The following is a 21,353-nucleotide window of genomic DNA, read 5'->3' on the forward strand; positions in this document are numbered from 1 at the left end:
ATGGTAAAATGGTTAAATATTAAATTTGGAGAAAAATATGAAGTATAAGCGTATCGTATTTAAAGTGGGAACTTCATCCCTGACACATAAAGATGGAAGTTTATCTCGCAGTAAAGTAAAAGCTATCACACAACAGCTTGCAATGCTGCATGAAGCAGGTCATGAGCTTATTTTGGTGTCTTCTGGGGCTGTTGCAGCAGGTTTCGGAGCCTTAGGATTTAAAAAACGACCAACAAAGATTGCGGATAAGCAAGCTTCAGCGGCGGTTGGTCAAGGATTGCTTCTGGAAGAATATACAACCAATTTGCTCTTAAGACAGATTGTTTCAGCGCAAATCTTGCTAACTCAGGATGATTTTGTCGATAAGCGACGTTATAAAAATGCCCATCAAGCTTTATCTGTTCTTCTCAATCGTGGCGCGATTCCGATTATCAATGAAAATGACAGTGTCGTTATTGATGAGCTCAAGGTCGGGGATAATGATACGCTCAGTGCTCAGGTAGCTGCAATGGTGCAGGCAGATCTTTTGGTCCTCTTAACAGATGTAGACGGTCTTTATACTGGTAATCCTAACTCGGATCTAAGAGCTAAACGTCTGGAGAGAATTGAGACCATCAATCGAGAAATCATAGATATGGCTGGTGGTGCTGGATCTTCAAATGGAACAGGTGGTATGTTGACGAAAATAAAAGCTGCTACCATTGCAACTGAGTCAGGTGTTCCCGTATATATCTGTTCTTCCTTGAAACCTGATGCTTTAATTGAAGCAGCTGAAGAAACTCTTGATGGTTCTTTCTTTTTTGCACAGGAAAAGGGACTTCGTACCCAGAAACAGTGGCTAGCCTTTTATGCCAAAAGTCAGGGAGCAATTTGGGTTGATAAAGGGGCGGCAGAAGCCCTCTCTCAACATGGAAAGAGTCTCCTTTTATCTGGTATTGTTGAAGCAGAAGGAGCCTTTTCTTACGGTGATATCGTGACAGTATTTGACAAGGAAACTGGAAAATCACTTGGGAAAGGACGCGTGCAATTTGGGGCATCTGCTTTGGAGGATATGTTACGTTCTCAAAAAGCTAAGGGGGTCTTGATTCACCGTGATGACTGGATTTCCATTACGCCTGAAATCCAACTACTCTTTACAGAATTTTAGAGGTAAACTATGGTAAGTACACAAGAACAATTTGAACTGGTACAGGCAGTTAAAAAAACCATCAATACTGCTAGTGAAACAGTAAAAAACCAAGCCTTGCTAGCTATGGCCGATCACTTATTGACAGCTACTGAAGAGATTTTATCAGCTAATGTTCGTGATATGGAAGCGGCTAAGGGGAAAATCTCAGATGTTATGCTCGATCGTCTTTATTTGGATGCAAGTCGTATCCAAGCGATGGCAACTGGGATTCGTGAAGTGGTTGCTTTACCAGATCCTATTGGTGAAGTCCTAGAAAGAAGTCAGCTTGAAAATGGTTTGGCCATTACTAAGAAGCGTGTGGCTATGGGTGTTATTGGCATTATCTATGAAAGTCGTCCAAATGTGACTTCTGATGCAGCTGCCCTTGCTCTCAAGAGTGGAAATGCGGTTGTTCTTCGTAGCGGTAAGGATGCCTACCAAACAGCTCATGCTATTGTTACAGCCTTGAAGAAGGGCTTGGAGACTACCACCATTCATCCAGACGTCATTCAATTAGTAGAAGATACCAGTCGTGAAAGTAGTTATGCCATGATGAAGGCTAAGGGTTATCTAGATCTTCTCATTCCTCGTGGGGGGGCTGGTTTGATCAATGCTGTCGTTGAGAATGCTATTGTGCCAGTTATCGAAACAGGTACAGGGATTGTTCATATCTACGTTGACAAGGATGCGGATGAAGACAAGGCACTGTCTATTATCAATAACGCTAAAACTAGTCGTCCCTCAGTCTGCAATGCCATGGAAGTGCTGCTTGTTCATGAAGACAAGGCAGCAAACTTCCTTCCTCGTTTGGAGCAAGTTCTGGTTGCCGATCGAAAGGAAGCTGGACTGGAACCGATTCAATTGCGTCTAGATGAGAAAGCTAGTCAATTTATTTCTGGGATAGCAGCGGAGCCACAAGATTTTGACACTGAGTTTTTAGACTATGTCCTAGCTGTAAAAGTAGTTTCTAGTCTTGAGGAAGCTGTAGAGCATATCGAATCTCACAGCACCCATCATTCAGATGCGATTGTGACTGAAAATGCTGGTGCTGCTGAGTACTTTACAAATCAAGTGGACTCGGCAGCGGTTTATGTCAATGCTTCGACTCGTTTCACAGATGGTGGACAATTTGGTCTTGGTTGTGAAATGGGGATTTCTACTCAGAAATTACATGCGCGTGGTCCAATGGGCTTGAAGGAATTGACTAGCTACAAATATGTGGTTACTGGTGATGGACAGATAAGGGAGTAAAGAGATGAAGATTGGATTTATCGGCTTGGGGAATATGGGAGCTAGTTTGGCTAATGCTGTCTTGCAGGCAAAAATGAGTCATCAGATTCTCCTTGCTAATCGTAGTCAAGCTAAGGTGGATGCTTTTATTGCCAATTATGGTGGTCAGGCTTCTAGCAATGACGAAATCTTTGCAGAAGCTGATGTGATTTTTCTAGGAGTAAAGCCAGCTCAATTCTCTGAACTGATTACTCAATATCAGTCAATCCTTGAGAAACGAGAAAGTCTTCTTTTGATTTCCATGGCAGCTGGTTTGACCTTGGAAAAACTTGCTAGTCTTCTTCCAAGTCACCATAGGATTATTCGTATTATGCCTAATACACCTGTTGCTATTGGGCAAGGAGTGATTAGTTATGCCTTGTCTGAAAATTGTCATCCAGAAGACAGTGAACTTTTTTGTCAACTTTTAGCTAATGCAGGGCAGTTGGTTGAAATAAGTGATGGTTTAATAGATGCAGCAACAGGACTTGCAGGCTGTGGACCAGCTTTTGTCTATCTCTTTATCGAGGCCTTAGCAGATGCTGGAGTTCAGACGGGATTGCCACGAGAAACGGCCTTGAAAATGGCTGCTCAAACTGTGGTAGGAGCTGGACAATTGGTCCTAGAAAGCCAAGAGCATCCTGGGGTCTTGAAAGACCAAGTTTGTAGCCCAGGTGGTTCGACCATTGCTGGTGTAGCAAGTCTAGAAGAGCATGCTTTCAGAGGAACTGTTATGGATGCCGTCAACCAAGCCTACAAAAGAACTCAAGAATTAGGCAAATAAGAGGTGAGCGTTTAAACTCACGCTCTTTTTTCTTACAAAGAACAAAATAAAAAAAGCTTTTCACAAATACCCATTTTTTTGATAGAATAGAAGAGAGAAAAATAGAAATGAGTCAGACATGTCAAAAGGATTTTTAGTCTCTCTTGAGGGACCAGAGGGAGCAGGAAAAACAAGCGTTCTTGAAGCCTTAATCCCTATATTAGAGGATAGGGGAGTGAAAGTTTTAACAACCCGTGAACCAGGTGGGGTCTTAATTGGAGAAAAAATTCGCGAAGTTATCCTAGATCCTAGTCATACTGAAATGGATCCTAAGACTGAGCTTCTCCTCTATATTGCTAGTCGTCGACAACACTTGGTGGAAAAGGTCTTACCAGCACTTGCAGCTGGAAAACTGGTTATCATGGATCGCTTTATCGATAGTTCTGTTGCTTATCAGGGCTTTGGGCGTGGTTTAGATATCGATGCTATTGATTGGCTTAATGAGTTTGCAACAGATGGACTGAAACCTGATTTGACTCTTTATTTTGATATTGAGGTGGAAGAGGGACTGGCACGTATTGCTGCCAACAGTAATCGGGAAGTCAATCGTTTGGACATGGAAGGTCTGGATCTACACCGAAAAGTTCGTCAAGGTTACCTTTCTCTTCTTGAAAGAGAAGGAAATCGCATCGAAAAAATCGATGCTAGCCTACCACTTGATCAAGTGATTGAAAATACGCAACAGCTACTTTTTGATAGGATGGGATTAAGGAGATGAAGCAAGAGCAATTAAGAGCTTGTCAACCTCTACAATTTGAACGTTTTGTCCATATCTTGGAGCAAGGGCAGCTCAATCACGCCTATCTCTTTTCAGGTAATTTTGGAAGTTTAGAGATGGCCCTTTTTTTGTCTAAAAGTCTCTTTTGTAGTGAGAAAACTGGTATTTTTCCTTGTGAAAAATGTCGGAATTGTAAATTGATTGAGCAGGAAGAGTTTCCTGATGTGACCATAATTAAACCTCTGAATCAAGTCATTAAGACGGAGCGTATTCGAGAATTAGTTGGTCAATTTTCCCAGTCTGGTATTGAAAATCAACGTCAGGTCTTTATTATCGAACAAGCAGAAAAAATGCATGTGAATGCTGCAAATTCTCTTTTAAAGGTTATTGAAGAACCACAGAGCGAAATCTACATTTTCTTTTTGACTGATGATGAGGAACAGATGTTACCAACGATTCGAAGTCGGACACAGATTTTCCAATTTAAGAAACAAGTCTCTACTTTAATGTCACAGCTTGAAGAGGCTGGTTTAGTAAAAAATAAAGCTAAACTATTGGCCCAATTCAGTCAGTCTCAGACCGAGGCTGATAAGCTTGTGCATCAAGCAGGATTTTGGGCACTGGTAGATGAAAGTGAACGCCTCTTTTCTTGGCTTTTAGCCCCAAAAAAGGAATCTTACTTGCAAGTTGCAAAATTAACGAGTTTGGCTGATGATAAAGAAAAGCAAGATCATGTGCTCAGGATTTTAGAGGTATTAGCTGGCCAGGAGGTTCTCAATGTTTCTGCGCGGAACATCTTGAAACATCTCGTCCAAGCTCGGAAAATGTGGCGGGCCAATGTTAGCTTTCAAAACGCTTTGGAATACCTGGTTTTACAAAAAAATTAAAGTGAAGATAGATTATAGAAAGGGCTGTAATGAATAAAAAAGAATTATTTGATGCTTTAGATGACTTTTCACAGCAATTGTTGGTAACCTTGGCAGACGTCGAAGCTATCAAGAAAAATCTCAAGAGTTTGGTAGAGGAAAATACAGCTCTTCGATTAGAAAATGATAAACTGAGAGAACGTTTGGGAGAGGTTGAGGAGACTGCTCCAGCCAAAACGAAACATGTAAGGGAAAATGTCCGTCGCATTTATGAGGACGGTTTTCATGTTTGCCGTGACTTTTATGGTCAACGTCGAGAGCAAGATGCAGAATGTATGTTTTGTGATGAGTTGTTATTTAGGGAGTAAGTATGCAGATTCAAAAGAGTTTTAAGGGACAATCTCCCTATGGCAAGCTTTATCTAGTCGCAACGCCGATTGGTAATCTAGAAGATATGACTTTCCGTGCCATTCAGACCTTGAAAGAGGTCGACTGGATCGCGGCAGAAGATACTCGTAATACTGGACTTTTGCTCAAGCATTTTGAGATTTCAACCAAGCAAATCAGTTTTCACGAACATAATGCCAAGGAAAAAATACCTGATTTGATTGAGTTGTTGAAGCAAGGTCAAAATCTTGCCCAAGTATCTGATGCAGGGATGCCTAGTATTTCTGACCCTGGCCATGATTTGGTTAAGGCTGCTATCGAAGAAGATATCGCAGTTGTCACGGTTCCAGGAGCTAGTGCAGGAATTTCTGCCTTGATTGCCAGTGGCTTGGCACCTCAACCTCACATTTTTTATGGTTTCTTACCACGAAAGTCAGGCCAACAAAAGCAGTTTTTCGAAGCGAAAAAAGCTTATCCAGAGACCCAGATTTTCTATGAATCACCTCACCGTGTGGCGGATACGCTAGAAAATATGCTAGAAGTCTACGGTGATCGCTCGGTGGTTTTGGTCAGAGAATTGACTAAAATCTTTGAAGAATATCAGCGTGGAACTATTACTGAATTATTAGAAAGTATTTCTGAAACACCACTTAAGGGCGAGTGTCTTCTGATTGTGGAAGGTGCCAGTCAAGAAGTAGAGGATAAGGATGAAGAGGATTTATTTTCTGAGATACAGGACCGCATTCATCAAGGTATGAAGAAAAATCAGGCCATTAAGGAAGTTGCAAAGATTTACCAATGGAACAAAAGCCAGCTCTACGCAGCTTATCACGAATGGGAAGACAATCAAGAAAACAACTAGACAGGGAAGTTTGCCTTCTTCCCTTTTTTTGTTATACTAGAAGAAGAAAAAAATAGAAAGATTTGTGGGAGTGAAAAAGTCCGAGGGACTTTTTCAGCCTGAGCCTGAAAACTCGAAAGCGAAGTAAGTCCGGGGGACTTTTTCAGCCTGAGCCAAAAAATTCGAAAGTGAAGCAAGTTCGTTGAACTTTTTTAACCCGATTCAGGAAATTCACACTCCCAAAGAGGTATTAGTGTCGTGTCTCAATCTTATATCAATGTTATCGGTGCTGGTTTGGCGGGTTCTGAAGCAGCCTACCAAATCGCAGAGCGTGGTATTCCAGTTAAACTTTATGAAATGCGTGGTGTCAAGTCAACACCGCAACACAAAACTGACAATTTTGCAGAATTAGTGTGTTCTAATTCCTTGCGTGGAGATGCTCTTACAAATGCTGTCGGCCTCCTCAAGGAAGAAATGCGTCGCCTAGGTTCTCTTATCTTGGAATCTGCTGAAGCAACCCGTGTTCCTGCAGGTGGTGCCCTTGCGGTTGACCGCGATGGTTTCTCTCAAATGGTTACTGAAAAGATTGCCAACCATCCCTTGATTGAAGTGGTACGTGACGAAATTACAGAATTGCCAACGGATGCTATTACAGTTGTTGCGACTGGTCCTTTGACTAGTGATGCTCTTGCTGAGAAAATTCATGCTCTTAATGGCGGTGACGGTTTTTATTTCTACGATGCTGCAGCGCCTATTGTGGATGTCAACACCATTGATATGAGCAAGGTTTATCTCAAATCTCGTTATGATAAGGGAGAAGCAGCCTATCTCAATGCTCCGATGACCAAGCAAGAGTTTATGGATTTCCATGAAGCTTTGGTTAATGCAGAAGAAGCACCTCTTAACTCTTTTGAAAAAGAAAAATACTTTGAAGGCTGTATGCCAATCGAAGTCATGGCTAAACGAGGCATCAAAACCATGCTCTATGGACCCATGAAGCCAGTTGGTTTGGAGTATCCAGACGATTACACAGGTCCTCGTGATGGAGAATTTAAAACTCCTTATGCGGTCGTTCAGCTTCGTCAGGACAATGCTGCAGGTAGTCTTTATAACATCGTTGGTTTCCAAACTCACCTTAAATGGGGAGAACAAAAGCGTGTCTTCCAAATGATTCCAGGTCTTGAAAATGCGGAGTTTGTTCGTTATGGGGTCATGCACCGCAATTCTTATATGGATTCACCAAATCTTCTTGAACAGACCTACCGTTCTAAGAAACAACCAAACCTCTTCTTTGCTGGTCAAATGACGGGTGTGGAAGGCTATGTTGAATCAGCAGCATCAGGCTTAGTTGCTGGGGTTAACGCTGCTCGTCTTTTCAAGGGTGAAAGTGAAGCTATCTTCCCAGAGACCACAGCGATTGGAAGTCTGGCTCATTATATCACTCACGCTGATAGCAAACATTTTCAACCAATGAATGTCAATTTTGGGATTATCAAAGAGTTGGAAGGCGAGCGTATCCGTGATAAGAAGGCTCGTTATGAAAAAATTGCAGAGCGTGCCCTTAACGATTTAGAGGAATTTTTAACGGTCTAATTTTTTTGAAAGAATTGCTCATGATACTATAAAAATCTTAGAAATTGTGATAAAATAGGTAGGATAAAAAAAGGAGAGTGAAAATGGCGAATCCCAAGTATAAACGTATTTTAATTAAGTTATCAGGTGAAGCCCTTGCCGGTGAACGTGGCGTAGGGATTGATATCCAAACAGTTCAAACAATCGCAAAAGAGATTCAAGAAGTTCATAGCTTAGGTATCGAAATTGCCCTTGTTATCGGTGGAGGAAATCTCTGGCGTGGAGAACCTGCTGCAGAAGCAGGTATGGACCGTGTTCAGGCAGATTACACTGGAATGCTTGGGACTGTTATGAATGCTCTTGTGATGGCAGATTCATTGCAACAAGTCGGTGTTGATACACGTGTACAAACAGCTATTGCTATGCAACAAGTAGCAGAGCCTTATGTACGTGGACGTGCCCTTCGTCACCTTGAAAAAGGTCGTATCGTTATCTTTGGTGCTGGAATTGGTTCACCATACTTCTCAACAGATACAACAGCGGCTCTTCGTGCAGCTGAAATCGAAGCAGATGCCATCCTCATGGCTAAAAATGGTGTCGACGGTGTTTACAATGCCGATCCTAAGAAAGACAAGACAGCCGTTAAGTTTGAAGAATTGACTCACCGTGACGTTATCAACAAAGGACTTCGTATCATGGACTCAACAGCTTCAACCCTCTCAATGGACAACGACATTGACTTGGTTGTCTTCAATATGAACCAACCAGGCAACATCAAACGTGTCGTATTTGGGGAAAATATCGGAACAACAGTTTCAAATAATATCGAAGAAAAGGAATAAGAAAGATTATGGCTAACGCAATTATTGAAAAAGCTAAAGAGAGAATGACCCAGTCTCACCAATCACTTGCTCGTGAATTTGGTGGTATCCGTGCCGGTCGTGCCAATGCAAGCTTGCTCGACCGTGTACATGTAGAGTACTATGGAGTAGAAACTCCTCTTAACCAAATCGCTTCAATTACGATTCCAGAAGCGCGTGTTTTGTTGGTAACACCATTTGACAAATCTTCATTGAAAGATATCGAACGTGCCTTGAACGTTTCTGATCTTGGTATTACACCAGCTAACGATGGTTCGGTTATCCGTTTGGTTATCCCGGCTCTTACAGAAGAAACTCGTCGTGACCTTGCTAAAGAAGTGAAGAAGGTCGGTGAGAATGCTAAAGTGGCTGTCCGCAATATCCGTCGTGATGCTATGGACGAAGCTAAGAAACAAGAAAAAGCAAAAGAAATCACTGAAGACGAATTGAAGACTCTTGAAAAAGACATTCAAAAAGTAACAGACGATGCTGTTAAACACATCGACGACATGACTGCCAACAAAGAAAAAGAACTCTTGGAAGTCTAAAAATAAACATAAAAACTCAGTTGGCATTGCTGGCTGAGTTTTATTCGAAAGAAGGAAATATGAATACAAATCTTGCAAGTTTTATCGTTGGACTCATCATCGATGAAAATGACCGTTTTTACTTTGTGCAAAAGGATGGCCAGACCTATGCGCTTGCCAAGGAAGAAGGTCAACATACAGTAGGTGATACGGTTAAAGGTTTTGCTTATACAGATATGAAGCAAAAACTCCGCTTGACGACTCTAGAAGTGACTGCTACTCAGGACCAATTTGGTTGGGGCCGTGTCACAGAAGTTCGTAAGGACTTGGGTGTCTTTGTGGATACAGGCCTACCTGATAAGGAAATCGTAGTGTCACTGGATATCCTACCTGAACTTAAAGAGCTCTGGCCAAAGAAGGGCGATAGGCTCTATATTCGTCTAGAGGTAGATAAGAAGGATCGTATCTGGGGACTCTTAGCCTACCAAGAGGACTTCCAACGACTAGCACGTCCTGCCTACAACAACATGCAAAATCAGAACTGGCCTGCAATCGTTTATCGTCTTAAGTTATCAGGAACTTTTGTCTATCTACCAGAAAACAACATGCTTGGATTTATCCACCCAAGTGAGCGTTACGCAGAGCCACGTTTGGGGCAAGTGTTAGATGTACGTGTTATTGGCTTCCGTGAAGTTGATCGCACACTCAATCTTTCACTAAAACCACGTTCTTTTGAGATGTTGGAAAATGATGCCCAGATGATTTTAACTTACTTGGAAAGCAATGGTGGCTTCATGACCCTGAATGACAAGTCAGCGCCAGATGATATCAAGGCAACCTTTGGTATCTCTAAAGGTCAATTTAAAAAAGCGCTCGGTGGTTTGATGAAAGCTGGCAAAATTAAACAAGACCAGTTTGGTACTGAATTAATTTAGGGAGGCTTATGAGAAAATCATTTTATACTTGGCTCATGACCGAACGCAATCCTAAAAGCAATAGTCCCAAAGCAATTTTAGCGGATTTGGCTTTTGAGGAGTCTACCTTCCCAAAGCATACAGATGATTTCGATAAAGTGAGTCGTTTTTTAGAGGAACATGCTAGTTTTTCTTTTAATATGGGTGACTTCGATCGAATTTGGCAAGAATATCTAGAACATTAAGGCTACTAGATGGGGTTGGGAATAGTAATTTCTCAGCCTCTTTGCTATAATATAGTCATTCAGTTTAACTTTTACTAGGTCCTAATCGACTTTTTAACTACTAAAAGCAAACGAAACATTATATAAAATTAAAAGAGTTAGAGAGGTTCTTTATTTGAAGGAACATTCAATTGACATTCAACTGAGTCATCCAGATGACCTGTTTCATCTTTTTGGTTCCAATGAGCGCCATCTTCGTTTGATGGAAGAAGAGCTCGATGTGGTGATTCATGCTCGTACGGAGATTGTGCAGGTTTTGGGTGAAGAGCCTGCTTGTGAGGAAGCCCGCCAAGTTATCCAAGCCTTGATGGTCTTGGTCAATCGTGGAATGACTGTTGGAACTCCGGATGTGGTGACAGCCATTACAATGGTTAAGAATAATGAAATCGATAAGTTTGTCGCCCTTTATGAAGAAGAAATTATCAAGGATAATACAGGTAAGCCCATCCGTGTTAAGACCCTGGGTCAAAAGCTTTATGTGGATAGTGTCAAGCAACACGATGTGACCTTTGGTATTGGGCCGGCAGGAACAGGTAAGACCTTCTTAGCAGTGACTTTGGCCGTAACAGCCCTCAAGCGTGGACAAGTCAAGCGAATCATACTGACACGTCCAGCAGTAGAAGCAGGAGAGAGCCTAGGATTTCTACCTGGTGATTTGAAAGAAAAGGTAGATCCTTATCTTCGTCCAGTTTATGATGCCTTGTACCAGATTCTTGGGAAGGATCAAACAACCCGTCTCATGGAACGTGAAATTATTGAGATTGCACCCCTTGCTTACATGCGTGGACGAACCTTGGATGATGCCTTTGTCATTCTCGATGAGGCGCAAAATACGACCATCATGCAGATGAAGATGTTCTTGACACGCCTTGGATTTAATTCTAAGATGATTGTCAATGGGGATATTAGTCAGATTGACCTACCGCGTAATGTAAAGTCTGGTTTGATTGATGCCCAAGAAAAACTCAAGAACATTCATCAGATTGACTTTGTTCATTTCTCAGCCAAGGATGTGGTTCGCCATCCAGTCGTTGCTCAGATTATTAGAGCCTATGAACCTCTACCTGTCAAAGCTGAAGAAAGTGAAGAAGAAACAGAATAAAGAGAAAGGTTGGGCAAAAACTAGCTCTCCAATAAAACCACACAGTGATTTCAGTCTTGAATACAATCAAGCTGAAAGAAACACTGTGTGGTTTTTGAATAGGTGGACGTTTTAGATGCTAGATGCTTTGCTAATTTGGTGTGATTCATGCTCATGAAGATGAATGCTATCTCTATTGAGACGGCTTGTTTGCCTCTGACATGCACTCTGCGCACGCCGAAAACTACCAAAAACGGGTTCAACATCAATTTTCCGTTTGGCGTAAATTTGAGAGCCTTCTTCACTATGTAATGTTTGCGTAAGGAGTTCCTTAAAGCAATTCCAAGTTGGATTATAATGGATTTGTTTCTGATTCCCACTATCTGTTTTAGCCAACTGTTCTAACTCAGGAGTGTCTTGAACTTTATCCGCCTCATAAATCTTGAAATCACGTTGAAAATCATACTTATCGGTTTGACTAGAGTAGTTCTTAAAGGAATAAACTAGGTCGTCGGGATTTATAAACTGGTCCGTGTCCTCAAGATATTCCCAGTTCATTGGCGTATCTGTGCTCGTTTAGTACTTTTTAGTCAATTTTGATTAGGTTGTTGGCATGTTTACTGGAGCGGAAGTTATTAATCGTTTTATAGCTAACATAGGTATCTTGGCTCAACCATTTCATGGGAATGACTTCTTCGTTCATTTGAACGATTTTACGTCCAAAGAACACTTGACGACCATAAGCGAATATGGTCATCTTCATGAGCATGGTTGGATGAAAGGCAGGGCGGCCAGTGTGAGAGGTCTATTTCAGTAATACTTGACTAAGGGATATTGTCAACAAATGGGCTAATCATTCTCGCTTCGTGAGTTGATGGAATATCGTAGGCAAGATTCACTTCCAAACTTAACTGAGTTTTTGGTGGTTTTAGTAGTGGTTCAACTTGATTGCTACTACTTTTGATGGTGTGAATGTATTTATAATGTATTCCAGTTAACCACGAAAGCTTTGGGTTCTATAAAATTAACACATGTTAATAAAAAAATTAATGTATGTTAATTTTTTCTTGACTTAAATTTTTTTAATTGATATACTATTTTTCAGAGAGCTAACAATTATATATAAATGTACTACTCTATTTCCTAGATAATACTTCATAAAACTTTTTATAACAAAGGCTAGCAAAGTTAAAGTTTTCTATCTATCGGAAGTTAAATAAATATGTAAGGAATTAAAATGAAAAAAAGTACAGTATTGTCACTAACCACAGCTGCAGTTATTTTAGCAGCATATGTCCCTAATGAGGTAGTTTTAGCAGACATATCTAGCTCTGAAGATGCTTTAAATATCTCTGATACAGAAAAAGTTGTAGTAGATAAGGAAGCAGAAAATAAAGAAAAACATGGAAATATTCATAATGCTATAGAAACTTCAAAGGATACTGAAGAGAAGAAAACAACAGTTATTGAGGCAAAAGAAGTTGTTAGTAAAAATCCTGAGATTGATAATAAAACTAGCAATGAAGAAGCAACAATCAAAGAAGATTCCAATCAATCCCAAGGAGATAAAGCGGACTCGTCTGCAAGTAAAGACCCAGAAAGTCCCAAAAAAGAGGATAAACTTGTCTATATTGCTGAATTTAAAGATAAAGAATCTGGAGAAAAAGCAATCAAGGAATTATCCAATCTTAAGGATACAAACGTTTTATATACTTATGATACGGTTTTTAATGGTGTTGCAATAGAAACAACTCCAGATAATCTGGACAAAATTAAACTAATAGAAGGTATCTCATCGGTTGAACGATCACAAAAAGTCCAGCCAATGATGAATCATGCTAGGAAGGAAATTGGAGTTGAAGAGGCAATTGATTACCTAAAGTCTATCAATGCTCCATTTGGTAAAAATTTTGATGGTAGAGGTATGGTCATTTCAAATATCGATACCGGGACAGATTATAGGCATAAGGCCATGAGGATTGATGATGATGCTAAAGGCTCAATGAGATTTAAAAAAGAAGACTTAAAAGGTACTGATAAAAATTTCTGGTTGAGTGATAAAATCCCTCATGCGTTCAATTATTATAATGGTGGTAAAATTACTGTAGAAAAAGCTGATGATGGAAGCGATTATTTTGATCCACATGGAATGCATATTGCAGGGATTCTTGCGGGAAATGATACTGAAAAAGATATTAAAAACTTTAACGGCATAGATGGAATTGCTCCTAATGCACAGATCTTCTCTTATAAAATGTACTCTGACGCAGGATCTGGCTTCGCAGGAGATGAAACAATGTTTCATGCTATTGAAGATTCGATCAAACACAATGTCGATGTTGTTTCGGTATCATCTGGCTTTACAGGAACAGGTCTTGTAGGTGAGAAATATTGGGAAGCTATTAGAGCGTTAAGAAAAGCAGGCATTCCAATGGTTGTAGCTACGGGTAACTATGCGACTTCTGCTTCAAGTTCTTCATGGGATTTAGTGGCAAATAATAATCTGAAAATGACAGATACTGGAAATGTAACGCGAACTGCAGCACATGAAGATGCGATAGCGGTCGCTTCTGCTAAAAATCAGACAGTTGAGTTTGATAAAGTCAATATAGGTGGAGAAAATTTTAAATACAGAAATATAGGGGCCTTTTTCGATAAGAATAAAATCACAACAAATGAAGACGGTTCAAAAGCTCCTGATAAATTGAAATTTGTATATATAGGCAAGGGTCAAGACCAAGATTTGATAGGATTGGATCTTAGAGGCAAAATTGCAGTAATGGATAGAATTTATACCAAGGATTTAAAAGATGCTTTTAAACGAGCTACGGATAAGGGCGCACGTGGCATTATGGTTGTAAATACTGTAAATTACTACAATAGAGATAATTGGACAGAGCTTCCAGCTATGGGATATGAGGAGGATGAAGGAACTACTAGTCAAGTATTTTCAATTTCAGGAGATGATGGTGTAAAGCTATGGAACATGATTAATCCTGATAAAAAAACTGAGATAAAAAGAAATAGTAAGGAAGATTTCAAAGATAAATTGGAGCAATACTATCCAATTGATATGGCCAGCTATAATTCTAATAAACCGAATGTAGGTGACGAAAAAGAGATTGACTTTAAGTTTGCACCTGACACAGACAAAGAATTGTATAAAGAAGATATCATCGTTCCAGCAGGATCCACATCTTGGGGACCGAGAACAGATTTACTTTTAAAGCCTGATGTCTCAGCACCAGGTAAAAATATTAAATCCACTCTCAATGTCATTAATGGGAAATCAACTTATGGTTATATGTCAGGGACTAGTATGGCAACTCCAATCGTGGCAGCTTCTACTGTTTTGATTAGACCAAAGTTAAAGGAAATGCTTGAAAGACCTGCCTTGAAAAATCTTAAGGGAGATGACAAAATAGACCTTACAAGTCTTACAAAAATAGCCCTACAAAATACTGCACGGCCTATGATGGATGCGACTTCTTGGAAAGAAAAAAGTCAATACTTTGCATCACCTAGACAACAGGGAGCAGGTCTAATTAATGTTGCCAATGCTTTGAGAAATGAAGTTGTAGCGACTTTCAAAAACACGGATTCTAAAGGTTTGGTAAACTCTTATGGTTCTATTTCTCTTAAAGAAATAAAAGGAGATAAAAAATACTTTACAATTAAGCTTCACAATACATCAAACAGACCTTTGACCTTTAAAGTTTCAGCATCAGCGATAACTACAGATGCTCTAACTGATAGACTAAAACTGGATGAAACATACAAAGATGAAAAATCTCCAGATGGGAAGCAAATTGTTCCAGAAATTCATCCAGAGAAAGTAAAAGATGCAAATATTACATTTGAGCATGACACTTTCACTATAGCCCCAAATTCTAGTTTTGATTTAAATGCGGTTATAAATGTTGGGGAGGCTAAAAATAAAAATAAATTTGTAGAATCATTTATTCATTTTGAGTCAGTGGAAGAAATGGAAGCTCTAAACTCCAATGGTAAGAAAACAAATTTCCAACCTTCTTTATCGATGCCTCTAATGGGATTTGCTGGGGATTGGAACCACGAACCAATCCTTGATAAATGGGCCTGGGAAGAAGGTTCAAAATCAAAAACAATGGAAGGTTATGATGATGATGGTAAACCAAAAATTCCAGGAACCTTAAATAAGGGAATTGGTGGAGAACATGGTATAGATAAATTTAATCCAGCAGGAGTTATACAAAATAGAAAAGATAAAAATACAACATCCCTAGATCAAAATCCAGAATTGTTTGCTTTCAATAACGAAGGGATCAACGCACCATCATCAAGTGGTTCTAATATTGCTAAAATTTATCCTTTAGATTCAAATGGAAATCCTCAAGATGCTCAACTTGAGAGAGGATTAACACCTTCTCCACTTGTATTAAGAAGTGCAGAAGAAGGCATGATTTCAATAGTAAATACAAATAAAGAGGGAGACAATCAAAGAGACTTAAAAGTTATTTCGAGAGAACACTTTATTAAAGGAATTTTGAACTCTAAAAGAAATGATGCAAAGGGAATCAAATCTTCTAAGCTAAAAGTTTGGGGCGACTTGAAATGGGATGGACTCATCTATAACCCTAGAGGTAGGGAAGAAAATGCACCAGAGAGCAAGGATAACCAAGATCCAGCTACTAGGATAAGAGGTCAATTTGAACCGATTGCGGAAGGTCAATATTTCTATAAATTTAAATATAGATTAACTAAAGATTACCCATGGCAGGTTTCCTATATTCCTGTAAAAATTGATAACACAGCCCCTAAGATTGTTTCGATTGATTTTTCAAATCCTGAAAAAATTAAGCTGATTACAAAGGATACTTATCACAAGGTAAAAGATCAATACAAGAATGAAACTCTATTTGCGAGAGATCAAAAAGAACATCCTGAAAAATTTGACGAGATTGCCAACGAAGTTTGGTATGCAGGCGCCGCTCTGGTTAATGAAGATGGAGAAGTTGAGAAAAATCTTGAAGTAACTTACGCAGGTGAGGGTCAAGGAAGAAATAGGAAACTTGACAAAGACGGAAATACCATTTATGAAATTAATGGTGCAGGAGATTTAAGAGGAAAAATCATTGAAGTCATTGCATTAGATGGCTCTAGCAATTTCACAAAGATTCATAGAATTAAATTTGCTGATCATGCTGATGAAAAGGGGATGATTTCCTATTATCTAGTAGATCCTGATCAGGATTCATCTAAATACCAAAAGCTTGGAGAGATTGCCGAATCTAAATTTAAAAATTTAGAAAATAGAAAAGAGGATAGTCTTAAAAAAGATACAACTGAGATAGAAAATCATCAAGAAAATGAAGAGGCTACCGAAGAAAAATCTAGCTTTACTATTCATAAAACTATTTCAACAATTAGAGCTTTTGAAATCAAAGACTTAAAGAAACTTATTAAAAAGAAATTTAGAGAAGTTGATGACTTTACAAGTGAAACTGGTAAGAGGACAGAAGAATACGATTATAAATACGATGATAAGGGAAATATCATTGCTTATGACGATGGTAGCGCCTTAGAATATGAAACTGAAAAACTTGACGAAATCAAATCAAAAATTTATGGTGTTTTAAGTCCGTCTAAAGATGGACACTTTGAAATTCTTGGAAAGATCAGTAATGTTTCTAAAAATGCCAAGGTATACTATGGAAATAACTATAAATCGATAGAAATCAAAACTACCAAGTATGATTCCCACTCAAAAACGATGACATTTGATTTATACGCTAATATTAATGATATTGTGGATGGATTAGCTTTTTCAGGAGATATGAGATTCTTTGTGAAAGATGATGATCAGATAAAAGCTGAAACGAAGATTAGAATGCCTGAAAAAAATAAGGAAACTAAAACAGAATATCCCTATGCATCAAGTTATGGGAATGTAATAGAATTAGGAGAAGGAGATCTTTCAAAAAACAAGCCAAACAATTTAACGGACATGGAATCTGGTAAAATCTATTCTGATTCAGAAAAACAACAATATCTGTTAAAAGATAACGTCATTCTAAGAAAAGGCTATGCACTAAAAGTGACTACCTATAATCCTGGAAAAACGGATATGTTAGAAGGAAATGGAGTCTATAGCAAGGAAGATATAGCAAAAATACAAAAGGCCAATCCTAATCTAAGAGTCCTATCAGAAAAAATAATTTATGCTGATAGTAGAAATGTTGAAGATGGAAGAAGTACTCAATCAGTATTAATGTCGGCTTTGGACGGCTTTAACATTGTAAAATATCAAGTGTTTACCTTTAAAATGAACGATAAAGGGGAGGCAATCGATAAAGATGGAAATCTGGTGACAGATCCTTCTAAACTTGTATTATTTGGTAAGGATGGTAAAGAGTACACAGGAGAGGATAAGTCCAATGTAGAAGCTATAAAAGAAGATGGCTCTACGTTATTTATTGATGCAAAACCAGTAAATCTTTCAATGGACAAGAACTACTTTAATCCATCTAAATCTAATAAAATTTATGTACGAAATCCAGAATTTTATTTAAGAGGTAAGATTTCTGATAAGGGTGGTTTTAACTGGGAGTTGAGAGTTAATGAATCTGTTGTAGATAATTATTTAATCTACGGAGATTTACACATTGATAACACTAGAGATTTTAACATTAAGCTTAATGTTAAAGACGGTGACATCATGGACTGGGGAATGAAAGACTATAAAGCAAACGGATTCCCAGATAAGGTAACAGATATGGATGGAAATGTTTATCTTCAAACTGGCTATAGCGATTTGAATGCGAAAGCGGTTGGAGTACACTATCAATTTTTATATGATAATATTAAACCAGAAGTAAACATTGATCCTAAGGGAAATACTAGTATTGAATATGCTGAAGGAAAATCTGTAGTCTTTAATATCAATGATAAAAGAAATAATGGATTCGATGGTGAAATTCAAGACAAACATATTTATGTAAATGGAAAAGAATATAAATCATTTGATGATATTAAACAAATAACAGATAAGACACTAAACATTAAGATTGTTGTAAAAGATTTTGCAAGAAATACAACCGTAAAAGAATTCATTTTAAACAAAGATACGGGAGAGGTGAGCGAACTAAAACCTCAGATGGTAACTGTGACCATTCAAAATGGAAAAGAAATGAGTTCAACGATAGTGGCGGAAGAAGATTTTATTTTACCTGTCTATAAGGGTGAATTAGAAAAAGGATATCAATTTGATGGCTGGGAAATTTCTGGTGTCGAAGGGAAAAAAGATGCTGGTTATGTTATTAATGTGTCAAAAGATACCCTTATAAAACCTGTATTCAAGAGAATAGAGGAGAAAAAGGAGGAGGAAAATAAACCTACTTTTGATGTATCGAAAAAGAAAGAAAAAACACAATCTGATTCAACTAATGATGTAAGCAGTATTGTTCCTGATAAAAACTTTGAAAATAAGAAGGAAGTTTATCTTAATGAACAAGAGAGCATAGCTAATAAACATACCAATATTGATAGTAAATCAACTACTAATAATGATAGGTTGCCAAAAACCGGAACAGTTAGCGAAGTCTTCACGTCATTGGTTGCCGGAATAATGTTTACCTTAGGTGCATTTCTTGGATTAAAGAAAAAAGATCAAGATTAAGACAAAACCTATAGATAAAAAAATGGTTTATGTACTGAGATTAGCTAGTGTGATAATGAAACAGTTTTGTGAAAATAGCCATTTTTAACTCAATTAGTTAGTTTACTTTACTATTGATACCCTTTTTGGATTTATGAATGGACTTAGTTTAGATAACTAATGAATTGATTGAAAGGATTAATATTGACAAATAGTGATCACATTGATTAGAAACTAGAGTCTATCAAAATTTAAATTATAAACCATGACATCAGAAAACGAGCATCTCCAAGAACGGAAATGCTCGTTTTTGAGATTTAGAAGCTAGTTTTTACGTAGCATTCTATTTTTGTAGTTTAAATTTATAGATCATTTTAGACAAGTTCACTGATTGAAGTGAAGTCACGATCCAAGCCTTCTGCAACTGGTTGGCTGGTGAGGTATCCTTGATAGGTTGTTACACCTTCAAGCAAGCCTGCGTCTTCAAGGATAGCTTTCTTAAATCCTTTACCTGCCAAGGCTTCGATATAAGGAAGAGTCACATTTGTAAGGGCAATCGTAGATGTGCGAGCAACTGCTCCAGGAATGTTAGCAACCGCATAATGAAGAACACCGTGTTTTTCATAGACTGGTTCATCGTGAGTTGTGACTCGGTCAGCTGTCGCTATAACACCACCTTGGTCAACAGCAACGTCAACAATGACAGAACCAGGACGCATTTGTTTGACCATTTCATCTGTTACCAATTTTGGAGCTTTGGCACCAGGAATCAAGACAGCACCGATCACAACATCTGCTTCACGAACACTTGCTTCGATATTAAATGGGTTAGACATCAGAGTTTGGATTTGGTGACCAAAGACGTCTTCTAGGACTGCTAGGCGTTTGGCGCTGATATCAAGAATAGTTACTTGAGCTCCCAAACCAAGAGCGATACGAGCTGCGTGAGTACCAACCACACCACCACCGATGATGGTTACTTTTCCTTTAGGAACACCAGGAACACCACCGAGTAGAACTCCTGAACCACCAGCTTGTTTAGTCAAAAAGTGGGCTCCAATTTGGACAGCCATACGACCTGCAACCTCACTCATTGGAACGAGAAGTGGAAGTTGTCCTTGAGTATCACGGACAGTCTCATAAGCAACACCAGTTGTTTTAGCTGCAAGCATAGCATCAGCCAATTCTGGAGCAGCTGCCATGTGTAAGTAGGTGAAGAGAAGTAAATCCTCACGCAAGAACTGGTACTCACTAGCAAGCGGTTCCTTGACTTTAACAACTAATTCTGCAGCCCAGGCTTCAGCAGCAGTTGCGACAATTTCAGCTCCTTGCTTGTCATAGTCAGCATCAGTAAAACCAGATCCAAGTCCAGCATTCGTTTCGATGAGGACATGGTGGCCACGACCAACGAGACTTTGTACACCAGCAGGTGTCAGAGCAACACGATTTTCATTATTTTTAATTTCCTTTGGAATTCCAATTAACATAGGATAACTCACTTTCTATTAAGCTGTTTCAATTTTTGTATCACATCATTCTTTAGAGTTTTTGTGATGACTTTATTGTATATGAAACCGCTTTAAAAGGCAAGGGAAATTATTGATTTGTATTGTATTTTTTGTTAAGCTTTTAGAAAATAAACTTAATTTAGAGAGGGACAAGCTGCGTGATTATTTATGAAGATGCCAATATAGATTCTTCTCTTCTTCACTTTACATCTGCATTTAATATCTATGCGGGACGTTGGGAGATTATTGGTGACTATAGAAGAAGGGAGGAGTATTTACAGTATTTGATTTCGCAATTATATGATTATTCAACTAAAAATAAATTTAATCTATATTTAGTATTAGGAGATGATTGCTTTAATGATAATACTAGAATATCCCAATATTATAAACTTTGGAAATTGCTAAAAAAGCAACACCTAGAAGTTAGAAATTCAATTTATTCTGATGAGATTATGATTACGAAAAATCATAAAGTGAAATTTTTTGGTGGAATTCAAATATTAGGTAGAGAGTCTGTTCCAGATATTGTTTCAATCTTGCTAGCAAAACAAACGGCTCATTTATTATTGTTGCCAGAGGGACTTAAAGTTACAACTTTTTTACAGTCAGGTTTTTCAAATATAATAGCTGAAAATAGTGAGTATATCGAGAATATGGTTGGTAGTGGTGGAATAGTTTTATTTCGTGAAGGTTATTTTGACGATAGGAACACAGGCTTTATAGTTTTTGGAAGATTACCCTTAATTATTAAAGATTTATTTGGAAAATAGGTAACAATAATTGGAAGTTTATGAGTGAAACTATGAGAGTAACATTTTTATAATTAGAAAATATTTTTGAAAGAAGTGTTTTTTTCATTATTCACAAGAAAAACTTGTAAACCTATTTCTTTTATG

The 21,353-nt window shown here is 38.4% G+C and carries 16 protein-coding genes and 1 pseudogene; 15 read left to right on the forward strand and 2 right to left on the reverse strand.

What is annotated here, in order from left to right:
* The first annotated feature begins 37 nt into the window (after window positions 1-37).
* The 13 genes from proB to RRU92_RS06130 all read left to right on the forward strand — a co-directional run bounded on the left by proB (window position 38) and on the right by RRU92_RS06130 (window position 11,331).
* Complete coding sequence (proB, locus tag RRU92_RS06070) at window positions 38-1,147, forward strand: glutamate 5-kinase (protein WP_315638955.1); 1,110 nt, start codon at window positions 38-40, stop codon at window positions 1,145-1,147.
* A 9-nt stretch (window positions 1,148-1,156) separates the two neighbouring features.
* Window positions 1,157-2,419, forward strand: a complete 1,263-nt coding sequence (locus RRU92_RS06075; RefSeq protein WP_315638957.1) for a glutamate-5-semialdehyde dehydrogenase — start codon at window positions 1,157-1,159, stop codon at window positions 2,417-2,419.
* A 4-nt stretch (window positions 2,420-2,423) separates the two neighbouring features.
* On the forward strand, window positions 2,424-3,221 hold the full coding sequence (gene proC / locus RRU92_RS06080) for a pyrroline-5-carboxylate reductase (RefSeq protein ID WP_315638959.1): 798 nt from the start codon (window positions 2,424-2,426) through the stop codon (window positions 3,219-3,221).
* Between the two features lie 118 nt (window positions 3,222-3,339).
* On the forward strand, window positions 3,340-3,978 hold the full coding sequence (gene tmk, locus RRU92_RS06085) for a dTMP kinase (protein WP_315638961.1): 639 nt from the start codon (window positions 3,340-3,342) through the stop codon (window positions 3,976-3,978).
* The gene (locus RRU92_RS06090) at window positions 3,975-4,865 is read left to right on the forward strand and encodes a DNA polymerase III subunit delta' (protein WP_315638962.1); all 891 of its coding nucleotides are present in this window, start codon (window positions 3,975-3,977) and stop codon (window positions 4,863-4,865) included. Before tmk ends, RRU92_RS06090 begins: the two co-directional genes overlap by 4 nt.
* 29 nt (window positions 4,866-4,894) lie before the next feature.
* Window positions 4,895-5,212 carry a DNA replication initiation control protein YabA gene (gene yabA / locus RRU92_RS06095; RefSeq protein WP_001034369.1) on the forward strand — a complete coding sequence of 106 codons (318 nt, stop codon included), beginning with the start codon at window positions 4,895-4,897 and terminating at the stop codon, window positions 5,210-5,212.
* 2 nt (window positions 5,213-5,214) lie between these two features.
* Complete coding sequence (rsmI, locus tag RRU92_RS06100) at window positions 5,215-6,093, forward strand: 16S rRNA (cytidine(1402)-2'-O)-methyltransferase (RefSeq protein ID WP_315638963.1); 879 nt, start codon at window positions 5,215-5,217, stop codon at window positions 6,091-6,093.
* 237 nt (window positions 6,094-6,330) lie between these two features.
* A complete protein-coding gene (gene trmFO / locus RRU92_RS06105) occupies window positions 6,331-7,665 on the forward strand; it encodes a methylenetetrahydrofolate--tRNA-(uracil(54)-C(5))-methyltransferase (FADH(2)-oxidizing) TrmFO (RefSeq protein WP_315638964.1) in 1,335 nt (444 codons plus the stop codon).
* An 83-nt stretch (window positions 7,666-7,748) separates the two neighbouring features.
* The gene (gene pyrH / locus RRU92_RS06110; RefSeq protein ID WP_000002996.1) at window positions 7,749-8,486 is read left to right on the forward strand and encodes a UMP kinase; all 738 of its coding nucleotides are present in this window, start codon (window positions 7,749-7,751) and stop codon (window positions 8,484-8,486) included.
* An 8-nt stretch (window positions 8,487-8,494) separates the two neighbouring features.
* On the forward strand, window positions 8,495-9,052 hold the full coding sequence (frr, locus tag RRU92_RS06115; protein WP_315638968.1) for a ribosome recycling factor: 558 nt from the start codon (window positions 8,495-8,497) through the stop codon (window positions 9,050-9,052).
* Window positions 9,053-9,111: 59 nt separating this feature from the next.
* On the forward strand, window positions 9,112-9,966 hold the full coding sequence (cvfB, locus tag RRU92_RS06120; RefSeq protein ID WP_315638970.1) for an RNA-binding virulence regulatory protein CvfB: 855 nt from the start codon (window positions 9,112-9,114) through the stop codon (window positions 9,964-9,966).
* Between the two features lie 8 nt (window positions 9,967-9,974).
* On the forward strand, window positions 9,975-10,190 hold the full coding sequence (locus tag RRU92_RS06125; protein WP_315638972.1) for a YozE family protein: 216 nt from the start codon (window positions 9,975-9,977) through the stop codon (window positions 10,188-10,190).
* A 154-nt stretch (window positions 10,191-10,344) separates the two neighbouring features.
* Window positions 10,345-11,331: a PhoH family protein gene (locus tag RRU92_RS06130; RefSeq protein ID WP_281335434.1), complete on the forward strand. Its 987-nt coding sequence runs from the start codon at window positions 10,345-10,347 to the stop codon at window positions 11,329-11,331.
* Here RRU92_RS06130 and RRU92_RS06135 read toward each other — a convergent pair.
* Window positions 11,297-12,275, reverse strand: a pseudogene (locus RRU92_RS06135) (transposase). The gene RRU92_RS06130 and the pseudogene RRU92_RS06135 overlap by 35 nt on opposite strands.
* A 272-nt stretch (window positions 12,276-12,547) precedes the next feature.
* Between RRU92_RS06135 and RRU92_RS06140 the strand changes: the two are divergent.
* Complete coding sequence (locus RRU92_RS06140; RefSeq protein ID WP_315638975.1) at window positions 12,548-18,967, forward strand: S8 family peptidase; 6,420 nt, start codon at window positions 12,548-12,550, stop codon at window positions 18,965-18,967.
* A 353-nt stretch (window positions 18,968-19,320) separates the two neighbouring features.
* Here RRU92_RS06140 and ald read toward each other — a convergent pair whose 3' ends face one another.
* Window positions 19,321-20,433, reverse strand: a complete 1,113-nt coding sequence (gene ald / locus RRU92_RS06145; protein WP_315638976.1) for an alanine dehydrogenase — start codon at window positions 20,431-20,433, stop codon at window positions 19,321-19,323.
* A 179-nt stretch (window positions 20,434-20,612) separates the two neighbouring features.
* Between ald and RRU92_RS06150 the strand changes: the two genes are divergently transcribed.
* Complete coding sequence (locus RRU92_RS06150) at window positions 20,613-21,227, forward strand: hypothetical protein (protein WP_315638977.1); 615 nt, start codon at window positions 20,613-20,615, stop codon at window positions 21,225-21,227.
* Window positions 21,228-21,353 lie beyond the last annotated feature (126 nt).

It is taken from the genome of Streptococcus sp. DTU_2020_1001019_1_SI_AUS_MUR_006, assembly GCF_032340315.1.
Classification (GTDB): Bacteria; Bacillota; Bacilli; order Lactobacillales; family Streptococcaceae; genus Streptococcus.